Annotated in this window: 10 protein-coding genes; 7 read left to right on the top strand and 3 right to left on the bottom strand. The window is 74.0% G+C overall.

The window, feature by feature from the left end; all coding sequences use genetic code 11:
- Window positions 1-46: 46 nt before the first annotated feature.
- From KBX39_RS08250 to KBX39_RS08230, 5 genes are read left to right on the top strand one after another with little or no spacing between them, the layout of a single operon-like run.
- Window positions 47-3,424: an ATP-binding protein gene (locus KBX39_RS08250; RefSeq protein WP_210869840.1), complete on the top strand. Its 3,378-nt coding sequence runs from the start codon at window positions 47-49 to the stop codon at window positions 3,422-3,424.
- A gap of 1 nt (window position 3,425) precedes the next feature.
- A complete protein-coding gene (locus KBX39_RS08245; protein WP_113973584.1) occupies window positions 3,426-5,363 on the top strand; it encodes an MFS transporter in 1,938 nt (645 codons plus the stop codon).
- On the top strand, window positions 5,360-5,920 hold the full coding sequence (locus tag KBX39_RS08240; RefSeq protein WP_113973585.1) for a hypothetical protein: 561 nt from the start codon (window positions 5,360-5,362) through the stop codon (window positions 5,918-5,920). Before KBX39_RS08245 ends, KBX39_RS08240 begins: the two co-directional genes overlap by 4 nt.
- Entirely contained in the window at window positions 5,917-7,092 is a 1,176-nt protein-coding gene (locus KBX39_RS08235; protein ID WP_113973586.1) for a M23 family metallopeptidase, read from the top strand. The genes KBX39_RS08240 and KBX39_RS08235 overlap by 4 nt, the downstream gene beginning before the upstream one ends.
- A gap of 10 nt (window positions 7,093-7,102) precedes the next feature.
- Entirely contained in the window at window positions 7,103-7,702 is a 600-nt protein-coding gene (locus KBX39_RS08230; RefSeq protein ID WP_113973587.1) for a hypothetical protein, read from the top strand.
- A gap of 7 nt (window positions 7,703-7,709) precedes the next feature.
- Here the strand turns inward: KBX39_RS08230 and KBX39_RS08225 are convergent, their stop codons facing one another.
- Window positions 7,710-8,267 carry a hypothetical protein gene (locus KBX39_RS08225; protein WP_113973588.1) on the bottom strand — a complete coding sequence of 186 codons (558 nt, stop codon included), beginning with the start codon at window positions 8,265-8,267 and terminating at the stop codon, window positions 7,710-7,712.
- A gap of 213 nt (window positions 8,268-8,480) precedes the next feature.
- Between KBX39_RS08225 and KBX39_RS08220 the strand changes: the two genes are divergently transcribed.
- Window positions 8,481-11,009 (top strand): FtsK/SpoIIIE domain-containing protein, encoded by a 2,529-nt coding sequence (locus KBX39_RS08220; RefSeq protein WP_210869837.1) that lies wholly within the window; start codon window positions 8,481-8,483, stop codon window positions 11,007-11,009.
- Window positions 11,006-11,707: a hypothetical protein gene (locus KBX39_RS08215; protein WP_166457513.1), complete on the top strand. Its 702-nt coding sequence runs from the start codon at window positions 11,006-11,008 to the stop codon at window positions 11,705-11,707. The genes KBX39_RS08220 and KBX39_RS08215 overlap by 4 nt, the downstream gene beginning before the upstream one ends.
- A 53-nt stretch (window positions 11,708-11,760) precedes the next feature.
- Here KBX39_RS08215 and folE read toward each other — a convergent pair whose 3' ends face one another.
- Window positions 11,761-12,378, bottom strand: coding sequence for a GTP cyclohydrolase I FolE (gene folE / locus KBX39_RS08210; RefSeq protein ID WP_013288986.1), 618 nt, complete (start codon window positions 12,376-12,378; stop codon window positions 11,761-11,763).
- An 86-nt stretch (window positions 12,379-12,464) separates the two neighbouring features.
- The coding region (locus KBX39_RS08205; RefSeq protein ID WP_210869836.1) for an ATP-dependent metallopeptidase FtsH/Yme1/Tma family protein at window positions 12,465-13,692 on the bottom strand (1,228 nt) is incomplete at its 5' end.

Here is a 13,692-nt window from a genome sequence, read left to right as displayed (position 1 = left end):
GGCGTACGACAACCGCGCAGACGAACGACGCGGGTGAGGCGGTCGCATGAGTCGCTCTTCCACGCCGGGTTCCCCGGCCGGGCGTCCGGCCGGGCCGAATGGTAACCGTCAGCGATCGTTCGACTACCCACCGGACGAGGATCTGGACGAGGTCGTCCTGGACGGCGCGCTCGTCACCAGCCCGGGACACAGCCGGGTCGGTGTCTTCCAACCGCCGCGACCGATCACGCCCCGCGAGCCGGTACGCCCCGACGGCGACATCGACTCGCCCTTCCTCGACCTCTTCGGCGGCGCGCAGCCCCGGGTCCGGCGACCCGCCCCCACCCCGCCCCCGCCGGTCGAGCCGGTGGTGGCGCCGCCCCGCCGCGGCGTCGGCCGTGAGCCCCTGCCGATCCCGCACCAGCACGCCGCGCCGGTCGAGCCCGCGCCGCGGGCCGAGCCGGAACCCCCGGCCCGCGAGCAGACCCCTGGGGTACGCGCGGTCGGACGCCCCCGGCCCGAGCCCGCACGCGCCGCACCGCTGCCGGTCGAGCCGGCCCTGCCCGACCCGCCGGCCGCGCTCGCCTCGCCCCCGCCGTCCCGGAGCCGGGTGCCGCAGCAGGCCGGTGACCGGCTGCCCGCGCTCCGGCCCCCGGCCGAGGCGGAGCCGGCACTCCCACCGCCCCCGCAGATCGCCGCGCCCGGACCCGCGCCCGCCGAGTACCGGGAACCGGATCTCGCTCCGGCGGAACCGCTCGCGACCGGCGCCGCGCCGTCGCGGGAGGTCGGCCGTCCGGCGCACCGCGAGGTCGCGCCGCCCCGGCAGCGCACGCCGGAACGCCGCAACCGGCCGACCAAGCCGGTCCGGGTCCGCGCCCCGAAGATCAAGTTCGGTGACCGGGACCCGTCGGTCGAGCTGGCCATCACCGAGATCGCCGGCCACCTCACCTTCACCCCCAACACCGTCACCGCCTGGTACTGGCTGCCCGAGGTGCGGTGGGCGTTCCGGCCCGACGCCGAACGCGAGGCACTGCTCTCGGCGATCTCCGAGCAGTACGCCGGACTCGCCGGGTTCCGGCTGCACCTGCGCCGCACCACCCGGCCCTTCCCGGCCGACGAGTGGGCCCGCACCATCGACGCGCACACCGCCGCCCCGCTGCCCGACGTACCGGGCACCACCGGCTGGGCCGACCACCTGGTCGCCGCCCAGCGGCACCTGATGGCGGTCAACCACGCCGAGGGCCAGACCTACCTCGGCGTCACGTTCGCCCGCCGGTCGCTCGGCGACTCGCTCACCGAACGACTGCTCCGCACGTTCGGCCGGGGCACCGCCGACGGCGAGCGGCGCCGGCTGAGCCGTACCGTCGAGCAGTTCGACGAGGTCCTCGGCGCGTTCGGCATGCGCGGGCGGCGGGTCACCGCGCCCGAACTGGAATGGCTGCTCTACCGGTCGGTGGCGCTGTGCATGGCGCCGCCCGGCGTCCTGTCCCCGATCACCAACGGCCGGTGGGAACGCGGCGACCTGCTGGCCCTCACCGAGCAGGTGGAGCGCTACCGCACCCCGTACGGCTCGACGGTGAAGCTGGTCAACCGGATGACCGGCGAGGAACGCCACGTCGCGGTGCTCGCGGTCGGCCGGATGGAGCCGCTGGAGATCCCCGAGCGGCACGAGCCCTGGCTGCACTTCCACGAGCGGCTGCCCTGGCCGATGGAGCTGTCCACCCGGGTCGACATCCTCGGCCCCAACGACTCGTTCCGGAACCTCGAACACCGGCTGCGGATGATCCGCTCCCAGCAGCTCGACTACGCCGAGCACGGCATCGACGCGCCGCCCGAGCTGGAACGCCTGGCCAAGCGCGCGCTGGTGATCGGCGACGAGATGACCACCGGCCTGCCCGTCGACTCGGCCCGGGCACACGGCTGGCACCGCATCGCCGTCGGCGGCCGGACCCGGGAGGAGTGCCTGGAGCGGGCCCGGCGGCTCATCCAGCTCTACTCCCGTGAGCTGCGGATCTCGCTCCAGCACCCGAAGAACCAGGACTGGCTGGCCCGCGAGTTCATCCCCGGCGAGCCGATCGCCAACACCGGCTACGTCCGGCGGATGCCGGTCAACCTGCTCGCCGCCGCGCTGCCGCAGGCAGCGTCCACAGTCGGCGACCGGCGCGGCGACCTGATCGGGCGTACCGCCGGCACCTGCCGCCGTCCGGTCTTCCTCGACCTGCACTTCCCGATGGAGGTACGCGAACGCTCCGGCCTCGCCGTCTTCGTCGCCGAACCCGGTGGTGGCAAGTCGACGCTGCTCGGCGCGCTCGGCTACCTGGCAGCGCGCCGTGGCGCGCAGGTGACGCTGCTCGACCCGTCCGGCCCGCTGGCCCGGCTCTGCGCCATGCCCGAACTCGCCCCGTACTCCCGGGTTCTCAACCTGACCGGCTCGGAGCAGGGCACGCTGGCGCCGTACGCGCTGATCCCGACGCCGCTGCGCACCGAGTTCGGCGCCGGGGCGGCCGGTGACCGCGAGTTCGAGATCGCCGTGTCGAACGCCCGCGCCGAGCGCCGGATGCTCGTGCAGGACATCTGCATGATGCTGGTGCCGCCGCAGGTGGCCCGGGAGGCATCCACCGCCACGCTGTTCCGGCACGCCGTACGCCAGGTGCCCGCCGAGGAGACCTCCACGCTCGACGACGTGGTGACCTGCCTGCAAGGGCTCGACGACGACGCCGGCCGCGAGCTGGCCCACCTGCTGCTCGACACCGCCGAGATGCCGCTGGCCATGCTCTTCTTCGGCCGGCCACCGGAAGGGCTGCTCGGCGCCGACGCCGCGCTCACCGTCATCACCATGGCCGGCCTGCGGCTCCCCGACCTCAAGATCGAACGGGAGTACTGGTCGGCCGAGGAGGCGCTCGCGCTGCCGATGCTGCACACCGCGCACCGGCTGGCCGTACGCCGCTGCTACGGCGGCTCGATGTCCTCCCGGAAACTGGTCGGCCTCGACGAGGCCCACTTCATGGAGGGCTGGCGCTCCGGCCGGTCGTTCCTGGTCCGGCTCGCCCGCGACTCCCGCAAGTGGAACCTCGCCGCGCTCGTCGCCTCGCAGAACCCGAAGGACATCCTCGGCCTCGACGTGCAGAACCTCGTCTCCACCGTCTTCGTCGGCCGGATCGCCGAGGACAGCGAGATCGCCTCCGAGGCGCTGCGCCTGCTGCGGGTGCCCGTCGACGACGGTTACGAGGCCACACTCGCCTCGCTCTCCCAGGCCGACAGCGGATCGGCCAACCGGCTCGGCTTCCGCGAGTTCGTCATGCGCGACGTCGACGGGCGCGTGCAGAAGGTCCGGGTCGACGTGTCGTACGTCGACGGGCTGCTGGAGCACCTGGACACCACCCCCGCCGCGGTCGCCCAGGCCGCCGGGATACTGCCGACCGTCCTGGCTGACCTGGAGGCGTGACATGGCGAGGGCACGGATCGCGGCGCTCCTCCTCGCGCTCGGCGTACTCGCCGGGGCCACGATCTCCTGGCCGGTGATCGGTGCGGCCACACCCGCGTACGCCGCCGCGCCGGTCACCCAGGCGCGGGCCGAGTTGTGCAGCACCAAGGAGTGGCAGGCCGACTTCCGCGCCTGCGTGGGCCGCCTCAAGGCGGTCAGCGAGGACCAGGTCGAGTGCCGCAACGCGCCGGTGCCCGCCGCGCCGGACTCGGGCCTGGCCGGCTGGTTCGCGTCCCGGCCCGACTCGGCGAAGGAGCCCGGCCCGAAGGGCCTCTACAGCGACTACGGGTACGCCGGCTACAGCTACAACACGTACGACGTCGACGGGGGCTGCGCCTCCTCGGTTCTGCATCCGGACTACCGCTTCACCACGATGGTCGCCAACGGCGAGTTCATGTTCGCCAACGCGGTGATCGGCGCGTCCAACGCGCTGCGGGAGCGCGCCTGGGATCCGCGCACCATGTGGAGCTGGGCCGACCCGCTGGTGGAGCAGGCCACGAAGGCCGTCTACCAGAAGGTGTTCAGCGTCTTCGGCATCATCACGGTCTGCGTGGTCGGCCTCTACCTGCTCTGGCGGTCCCGCCAGTCGGACATGAGCAACGCGATGACCACTGCGGGCTGGGCGCTGCTGGTGATGGTGGCGGTGACCGCGCTGGCCGCCTGGCCGGTCAAGTCCGCGAACATCGCCGACAGCACGCTGATCACCACACTGGGCGTGGTGCACGACGCGGTCGGCCCGTCCGCCAAGACCGTTCCGCCGGACAAGTGCGCGCTGCCGAACCCGAGCGCCTGCGTCGACAAGCGTCCACCCGCCGTGCGCGCCAGCGACACGGCGACCGAGACGATGCTCTACCGGAACTGGCTGCGCGGTGTGCTCGGCTCGGCGGACAGCGAGACCGCCAAGAAGTACGGCCAGGCGCTATACGACGCGAAGGCGCTGACCTGGGATGAGGCGGAGTCAATCCGCTCCAACCCGGCCACCCGCGACGTTGTCATCAAGGCCAAGCAGCAGCAGTGGGCGAAGGTCGCCGAGCAGATCAAGACCGAGGACCCGGAGGCGTACGAGTACCTCAAGGGCACCAAGGACATGGACCGGATCGGTGCCGGGTTCATCGCGGTGCTGGCCTCGGTGCTGTTCGCCATGTTCGACCTCACCGCGTCGCTGCTGGTGCTGCTCGGCTTCCTGATCTTCCGCTGGGCGGTGATCGCCGCGCCGATCCTCGGCACGGTCGGCCTGATGCGCCCGGCCAGCGCCGGCCTCCGGCGGCTGGCGAACGCGGTGGTCGCCGCCGTCTTCAACATCGCTATCTTCGGCACCGGCGCGGCCATCTACCTCTTCGCCGTCGACCTGATCATGAACACCGCCACGCTGCCCGGCTGGCTCCAGGTGGTCCTGGTCTGGCTCTGCGGCGTGGTCGGCTGGCTGCTCCTGCGGCCGTACCGCCGCATCACCCAGCTCGGCGGCAAGGACAGCAGCGAGGCGGTCAGCTCGGCCGGCTCCTGGCACCGCCGGTTCTTCCGGGACATGCGGATCGCCGCCCGGCTGGACGTGGCCGAGCCCGGCGGCACCAACGAGCCGACCATCGGCAGACGCCGTACCGTCACCGCCGATCAGCGCAGCCTCCGGCCGGAGGCCCGCCACGAGGATCCGGCGCACAGCGCCACACCGGCCGAACGGGAGCGACCGGACGGACGGGAACGGCCGGAGGGGGCGCCCGCGAGCGGACGGCCGGGCGGGAGTCCGGCCGGTGCGCCCCGACCCCGGCGCGCGCCGTCGACCTGGACCGAGCCGGACGTGCCGGAGGAGGTCCCCTCCTACGCCGTCTACCGGCCGGACTCGGCGGGCCGCGGCACCGCCCCGGCCCGGCCGGCGCCGCGCATCCGCTCCGAGGCCCGGTGAGTCCGGTGCGGCGCGCGCTGGAGTTCCTCTTCACCCGGGTCCTCCGGTCGAGGCTCGGCATCGCCCTGGTGATCGCCGTGCTGGTCTTCGGTGTGATCGGCGCGGCCCGCCTGGTCGGCGGGCCCGGCGATTCGGGGCTCGGCCTGACCAGCCGGCCCAGCCAGCCGATCAGCACCGCGGACCCGGAGGCCGGTGACGACGGCGTGCTGGCCAGCCCGCCGACCGCTGTCGCCCCGAAGACCCGGCCGGGCGAGGCCACGCCGGAGCAGGTCGCCGGGCGGTTCACCACCGCGTGGCTGAGCGGCCCGGGCAGCACCGGCGACGCCTGGCAGGCCCGGCTCCGACCGCTCGCCACCCCCGCGCTGGCGGAGAAGATGACAGACGCCGACCCGGAGACAGTGCCGGCGCGGAAGACGACAGGCGCACCTACTCTCCGGCCCCGGACCGAGTCGTTCGTGGAGGCGCTCGTTCCGCTGGACAACGGCACGCTCCGGCTCGAACTCGTCGCGCCGGACGGCCCCTGGCTGGTGGACGCCGTCGACTGGGAGCGGTCGTGACCGCCGGCCCGGCCGTCGCCGGACAGGTCCGCCGGAAGTTGCGGGTCGGCGTGCTCGCCACCGCTGTCACGGCGGCACTCGCCCTGCTCTGCTGCGTTGGCGGCGCCGGAGCCTTCTTCCTCACCGAACTGGGCGGCGACGGGGACGACCCGAAGCTCGCCGCCCTGAGCTGCGACCCGACCTACCAGGTGAACCTGACCGGGGACATGCCGCGCTTCGCCGAGTACGGCGAGCGTCAGCTGCGCAACGCCGCGGTCATCATCAAGGTCGGCCAGGACATGAAGCTCCCCGCGCGCGGCTGGGTGATCGCGCTGGCCACCGCGATGCAGGAATCAGCGCTGCGCAACCTCGCCAACAGCACGGTGCCGGCATCGCTGGCGCTGCCGCACGAAGGGGTCGGCGCCGACCACGACTCGCTCGGCCTGTTCCAGCAGCGGCCCGGATGGGGCAGCGTCGAGCAGCGGATGACGCCCTCGTACGCGGCCCGCAAGTTCTACCAGAAGATGGAGAAGGTGCCGAACTGGCAGCAGCGCCCGCTCACCGTCGTGGCCCAGCAGGTCCAGGTGAGCGCCTACCCCGACGCGTACGCCAAACACGAGGAACTGGCCGGACGCATCGTCGACGCGCTGGCCGGCGGCGCCGCCCGGACCGTGGAGATCGCCGGCAAGGCCGTGTGCGACGCGGCGGCCGGAGACCGGATCGCCGCCTCCGGCTGGACCGCGCCGCTGCCCGGCGGCGTGGTCTCCGGCTTCCGGACCACCGCCCGTCCCAGCCACCACGGCGTGGACCTGGCTGCCTCGAAGGGCACGCCGATCCACGCCGCCTCGGCGGGCCGGGTGCTGGTGGCCCGTTGCGATCCCGACAGCGCCGGGCGGAAGGACTGCGACCGGGACGGCTGGCCGAACAAGGGCGGATGCGGATGGTTCGTGGACATCCTGCACGCCGGCGGATTCATCACCCGCTACTGCCACATGGTCGAGCGACCCCGCGTGGTGCCGGGTCAGTCGGTCGCGGCGGGCGAGGTCATCGGGCTCTCCGGCAGCAGCGGCAACTCGTCCGGCCCGCACCTGCACTTCGAGGTGCACCGCAATGGCGACCGGTCCAGCAACGGCGCGGAGAACCCGGTGCCCTTCATGCGCAAGCGGGGCGCGCCCCTCGGCGAGACCGGGTGAGGCCGGGCGGATGAGCAACCCCCTGCCCGACCCGTTCGCCGACCGGCCGGACTGGGCACCACTGCCGCCCCGGCCGGTCGAGACGGTGCCCGCCACGAGCGGAACCGAGCTGCGCGGCCGGCGGGTACTCGTCGGCCTTCCCGGCCTCGGCTGGCGCGGGGACCTGCGGGCTGACGAGCGCGTCGTGCAGGGCAGCCGCACCTACGTACCTGTGATCCCGGAACACGAGTGGTACCGGGCCGAATCCGAGCAGGTGGAGGTGTTCGCCCCGCTGGTGCCCGTGGAACGGGTCTGGGTGGAGACGATCGGCGAGCGACCCCCGCCGACCTCACCAGCCCCCTCGGGAATCCGGCTGGTCTCGCTGGACGCCCCGAACCGCCGGCCGCCCACCCCGGTGTTCGAGGCCGACGCGGTGACCGGCCGGCGCGTGGTGCACGTGGACAACGGCGTGGAACGGCGTGACCTGCGCGCCGTCACCGAGACCTACTCCGGGGCGGACGGCGACATCTGCGTGCGGGTCACGCCGGAACTGGAGTGGTACCGGTGGGCCTGGCGCGGTCAGGCACCGACCACGTTGGAGGTGCCGGTGCACCTGCTATGGCTGGAGTAGCCGGAAGTCAGTCGGCACGCTGCGCAGAGCAGACGCCCCAGCCATCGTCGCGCCGCGTCTCGAACCGCCACTTCTGCCGCTCACTCTGCGAAATGCCCTCGACTGAGGCGGAGATGATCAGCTCGACCTCGACCATGGCGACCTCGCCGGACTCCTGGATAGCCAGCGGGCCCCAGCTCACCGAGATCGTCGTGTTGAAGCGCTGTTCCCGGGATACGAGGTCGTCGCGAAGCGCTCGTAGTCCATCCAGCCCGGTCTGCCTTGCGCAGGTGAACTCTTGTGCCTTTGTGTCGTTCCGGTCATCCAGAAATGCCTGAATATAGTTGGCCACGACCACGTCGGGGGCGCTTCGGTCCGGCGCTGTCGCGCGGTCGTACAGCACGAATCCGGCCACCGCTCCACCCGTGCACAGCAGCGCCAGCACCCCCGCGACGACGCCGACGACCGTCCGCAGCGACCGCTTGGGGCGTACCGGCGCGGGAGCGGGCGCGGGAGGCGCCAACTGCTCCGGCGGGGTCCGCTGCGCCGGTACTCGGGACACCTGGGAACCGGCGGGGGGCTGCACTGATTCCACCTCCTGAGGCTATCGGCTGCGCGTCGCGTACCCAATGCCTGGAACCGGCGGATCGTGGCGAACCGCCGGGCGGAGGCCGCCCGGCGGCGGGGTGAGGCTGCTCACCGCCGACCAGCTCACCGCGCCGACCGACATCCCGGTGGACGGCCCCCGGCTGGGTTACCGTCACACCTCGGGGAGGACATGTCGGCCTCGGGAAGAGAGGTGGACGCGGTGGCGACTCCGAAGGCGCGCGCCGGCCGGGCCGCCGCGCTGCACCGCCGGGCCGAGGCCGCCGCGACGGCGGCGGCGGGCATCCTCGACGAGATCCGGCCCGCGCCGGCCGACCATCACCGGCAGTACGAGCTGGCCGAGCGTCTGCGGGCGGCTGCTGAACTGGCCGCGCCGGGCTGGGCCGGCGGTCCGCTGGAGACGCTGACCGCGGCGACGCCACCCGGTGACGGCCCGCCGCCGCTGGTCCGGATGGGCACCGCCGCGCCGCTCGACGACGCCCGGTTCCCCGCGCTCGCGCCCCTGTTCGGCAGTGGTCACGTGAGCCTCGACGCCGACGCCTCGGACCCTCGGGTGGCGGGGCTGCTCCGCGCGCTGCTGCTGCGCGTGTTCGCGGCGACGCCGGCGGGAGCGCTGCTGGCTCGCGCGGTGGACGGCGGTTCCGGTGACACCTTCGCCGGGTACGCGCCGCTCGCCGACGCCGGCCTGCTGCCCCCGCCCGCCACCGACCTCGCGGGGATGCGCGCGGTGCTGGCCGAGGCGGAGCAGTGGGTGGCCGCCGGCACGGCCCGGCAGCGGGCGCACGACCGGACGCTGCTGCTCGTGGTGGCCGCGCTGCCGGAGGGTACTACCACTGCCGACCTGGACCGGCTCGCCGGCCTGGCCGAGGGCGGGCCCCGGGCCGGGCTGCATCTGGTGGTCGCCGGCTGGCCGGACGGCGGTCCGCTGCCGCGCGCCACGGCGATCACGGTCCGCACCGCGTACGCGCTCGTCGGCGACCCGCCCGGCGCCGGGTTCAGCAGTCCCGGCGCGGAGCCGCCGGGCGGGCTGAACTCGCCGGTGTTCCTGGACGACGACCCGCCCGCCGAGCTGGTCGCCGCTGTGTGCGCGCGGCTGGTCCGGCAGATCGAGGACGGCTCCCGCCTCTCGCTGGGTGACCTGCTCCCGGCGGACGGTTTCTGGACGGACGGCTCGGCGGACGGGTTGAGCACCACTGTGGGTGACGCCGCCGGGCGCCCGGTCAGCCTCGGCTTCACCGAGCTGACCCCGCACTGGCTGGTCAGTGGCCGGGGCCAGGCGGGCCGGTCGGCGTTCCTGACCGACGCGCTGTTCGGGCTCGCCGCCCGGTACGGTCCGGACGAGCTGGCGCTCTACCTGGCCGATCTGGCCGACGGCGAGTCCTTCGTGGAGTTCCTGCAGACCGAGCGGGACCGTTCCTGGGTGCCGCAGGTGCGCGCCGCCGGGATGGCGGCCGACCGGGAGTACGTGGCCGACCTGTTCGGCGAGCTGGAGGCGGAGTTACGCCGCCGCGAGGAGGCGTCCCGGCGGGCCGGCGGGCAGCGCTACGCCGAGCTGCGGCAGCACCAGCCGTTGCCCCGGATCGTCTGCGTGATCGACAACTTCCCGCTGGTGCTGCGCGAGCGGGACCGGCTCGCCGCCGACCTGCTGGCCCGGCTGGACGCGCTGGCCCGCGCCGGCCGGTCGTACGGCATCCACCTGGTCCTCGCGGGCGAGGGTGACCTGGGCATCGGCGGCCCGCGGGATCCGCTGCTCGGCCAGTTCCCGGTGCGGGTGGCACTGCCCGGCGGCTCGGCTGTGCTGGAGCCGGCGAACGACTCGGCGGCCGGGCTGCCGGTGGGCAGCGCGGTGGTGAACACGGCGGGCGGTCTGGGCGGTCCGCGCGGCGCGACCCGGGGGCATGAGCGGATGATCCGTTTCCCGGACCCGTACGAGGATCCGGAGGTCCTGGCCGGCCTGCGGCGACGCCTCTGGGAGGCGCGGGGCGAGTCGGCGACGCCGCCGGTGGTGTTCGCCGGGTACGCCCGCCCGCTGCTCGCCAACGACCCGCGGCACCGGGCCGCGCTGGCCGGCCGGGCCCACGCTCCCGCCGCCCTGCTGGGCCGGGCGGTGGACGTGCGGCGCTCCACAGTGACGGTGCCGCTCGGGCCGGGCGCCGGGCGCAACCTGGCCGTCCTGGGCCGGGACGAGGAGGCCGAGCGGCTGCTGGTGACGGCGGTCCGCAGCGCGGCGGCGGCGCATCCGGGCGCGGCCCGGTTCGTGCTGGCGCCGCTGGCGAACGGGTCGGCCGAGCCGGCCGGGGTGCTGGCCGCCGAACTGGCCGGGCGGCATCGGGTGGAGACCGTCGACGCGGCCGGGCTGCGGACCGCGATGGCGTCGGACGAGCCCGGCTACCTGGTGGTGTTCGGGGTGGACGTGCCGGACGCCACCGAGTTGCCGCCGGAGTTGCTGCGGTCGCTGCTGCTGGAGGGCCCGCCGGCCGGGCGGCACCTGCTCGGCTGGTGGCGGACGCCGGCGCCGCTGGCCGGGCTGCTCGGCCCGGAGGGTGAGTTGGACAAGCTCACCGCCGTGGCGGTCACCGACGTGCCGGGCGGGCGGCTGGAGCAGCTCTTCGACCGTCCGGTCTGGTGGCGGCCCCGGCCGGGCCGCGCGATGCTCTGGGACGGCCCGGACGAGCAGGGCACCGTTTTCGTGCCGTTCGGCGCCGGGGAGGGTTCGGCATGAGCGAGACCGGCACGACCGTGCCCGGGCCCCGCAACGGCGGACCGACAACAGTGGCGGAACCCGCCGAGTCGGCCTGGACGGAGTACGTCGCGGCCGCACGGGCGCTCGACGGCGTACGCCGGGCGGCGGCCACCGCCGCCGGGGAGCAGGCGCGGTCGGTGGCGGCGGCCCGCGAGGAGCTGACAGCGGTACGCGAACGGCTGGCGCCGCAGCAGTCCCGGCTGCGTGAGCTGGGCGTACCGGCGTTGTCGCTGGTACCGACGCCGCCGGAGGTGACCGAGGCGGCCCGGTCGATGGCGGGTGGGCCGTCGGCGGTGCTGGCGGCGTTGCGCGCCGCCGGGGACTGGGCGGACGCGGCGGACGACACGCTAGCCGCGCGGGGCCTGCCCCGGCTGGCGCGGTGGCCGTCCCGGCCGCGCAACCTGCTGGTGTACGGGCCGCTGGCGCTCGTGGTGCCGCTGCTCCAGCTCGTGCTGTACGCGGTGGCCGGGCCGGGGGCGGTGACGGTGCTGGCGCTGCTGGTGGGGCTGCCGCTGCCGGCTGTCGCGTTCATGCTGGGGTGGCTCGCTGTGGGGCGGCTCTTCCGTCCGCGTCCGACCGACCGGGTGGACCGCACTCCCCGGTTCGGGGCTCTGGTCTGCCTGATCCCGGCGGTGCTCACCGCCGCCGGCCTGCTGCTGGCCATGCTGCCGAGCTGACGACGGCCGCGTCTCCCGGGCGGGAGTACGCGGCCGTCGGTGTCGGTCGAGGGTCAGCGGGCCATGATCAGCGCCATCGCCTCGGCCCGCGACTTCGCGTCGTTCTGCAGGCCGCCGCGCACCGCGGACGTGATCGTCTTCGCGCCGGACTTCTGGATGCCGCGCATCGCCATGCACATGTGCTCGCACTCCAGCACCACGATCACGCCGCGCGGGGCGAGGCTGGACATCAGCAGGTCGGCGATCTGCGAGGTGAGCCGCTCCTGCACCTGCGGCCGCCGGGCGAACACCTCGACCAGCCGGGCCAGCTTGGACAGGCCGGTGATGCGGCCGTCCGGGCCGGGGATGTAGCCGATGTGCGCGCTGCCCCGGAACGGCAGCAGGTGGTGTTCGCAGAGGCTCATCACGTCGATGTCCCGGACGAGCACCAGTTCCTCGTGGTTCGCCTCGAACGTGGTGCGCAGCACCTGCGCTGGGTCGACCCGCAGGCCGGCGAAGAGCTCGGCGTACGCGCGGGCGACCCGGGCCGGGGTCTGCTGGAGGCCGTCGCGGTCCGGGTCCTCGCCGACCGCGATGAGGATCTCGCGTACCGCCTTCTCGATCCGGGCGAGGTCGACGCTGTCCTCCACCGGGCCGCCTGTCAGCTTTCCGCTGATCAGGCGCGCGGCCACGTAGTCGAGCGCGTCGTCGCCGTCGGGCTCGGTCGCGGAGACGGCCGACTCCCTGTGCGGGGAGCCGGCCGTCGTCGGATCGCTGTTCAGTGCGTACCGTCCGAGTTGTTGCTGGAACCACCGATCGAGCTGGAACCACCGATCGAGGCGGCCGCGTCGGCGCGGGCCTGCGTCGCCAGCGCCTCCTTCTCGGCCGGGGTGAGCACCGGCGGCTCGGTGGAGGGCTGACGCTTGCCGAAGCCGTGGTACGGGGCCATCGGCGGGCGCTTGACCACCCGGGCGCAGATGCGGGCCATGTCGGCGGTGGAGAGGGTCTCCTTCTCCATCAGCTCCAGGACCATGTTGTCCAGGACGTCCCGGTATTCCACCAGGATCTCCCAGGCCTCGTCGTGCGCCAGCTCGATCAGCGCGCGCATCTCGCCGTCGATCTCGGCGGCCACCGCGTCGGAGTAGTCCCGCTCGTGGCCCATGTTGCGGCCGAGGAACGGCTCGTCGCCGCTGGTGCCGTACTTGATCGCACCGAGCTTGGAGCTCATGCCGTACTGCGTGATCATCGCGCGGGCCAGCTGAGTGGCCTTCTCGATGTCGTTGCCGGCGCCGGTGGTCGGCTCGTGGAAGACCAGCTCCTCCGCCGCCCGGCCACCGAGCGCGTACGCCAGGGTGTCGATCATCTCGGCCCGGGTCTGGGTGTACTTGTCCTCCGTCGGGAGCACGAGCGTGTGACCCAGCGAGCGACCCCGGGACAGGATGGTCACCTTGTGCACCGGCGCGGCGTGCGGCAGCGCCCAGGCGACCAGCGCGTGCCCACCCTCGTGGTACGCGGTGATCTTCTTCTCCTGGTCGCTCATCACCCGGGTCCGGCGCTGCGGGCCGGCGATCACCCGGTCGATCGACTCCTCCAGGGAGTCGTTGGTGATCGCCCGCTGCTCCTTACGGGCGGTGAGCAGCGCGGCCTCGTTGATCACGTTGGCCAGGTCGGCGCCGCTGAAGCCCGGGGTACGCCGGGCGACCGCGTCGAGGTCGACGTCGGGCGTGAACGGCTTGCCCTTGGCGTGCACCCGCAGGATGGCCTTGCGGCCCTCCATGTCGGGGGCGTCGACCGGGATCTGCCTGTCGAACCGGCCCGGGCGCAGCAGCGCCGGGTCGAGGATGTCCGGCCGGTTGGTGGCGGCGATCAGGATCACGCCGCCCTTGGTGTCGAAGCCGTCCATCTCGACCAAAAGCTGGTTGAGCGTCTGCTCCCGCTCGTCGTGGCCGCCGCCCATGCCGGCGCCACGGTGGCGGCCGACCGCGTCGATCTCGTCGACGAAGACG

The sequence above is a fragment of the Micromonospora sp. D75 genome (assembly GCF_018070405.1).
Classification (GTDB): domain Bacteria; phylum Actinomycetota; class Actinomycetes; order Mycobacteriales; family Micromonosporaceae; genus Micromonospora; species Micromonospora chalcea.
The sequence above is the reverse complement of the archived record's forward strand: the minus strand, read 5'-3'. Positions and strand labels throughout refer to the sequence as shown.

Coding starts and splice junctions, on each gene's coding strand:
- KBX39_RS08250 (WP_210869840.1), top strand. CDS start 47: ATGAGTCGCTCTTCCACGCCGGGTTCCCCGGCCGGGCGTCCGGCCGGG.
- KBX39_RS08245 (WP_113973584.1), top strand. CDS start 3,426: ATGGCGAGGGCACGGATCGCGGCGCTCCTCCTCGCGCTCGGCGTACTC.
- KBX39_RS08230 (WP_113973587.1), top strand. CDS start 7,103: ATGAGCAACCCCCTGCCCGACCCGTTCGCCGACCGGCCGGACTGGGCA.
- KBX39_RS08215 (WP_166457513.1), top strand. CDS start 11,006: ATGAGCGAGACCGGCACGACCGTGCCCGGGCCCCGCAACGGCGGACCG.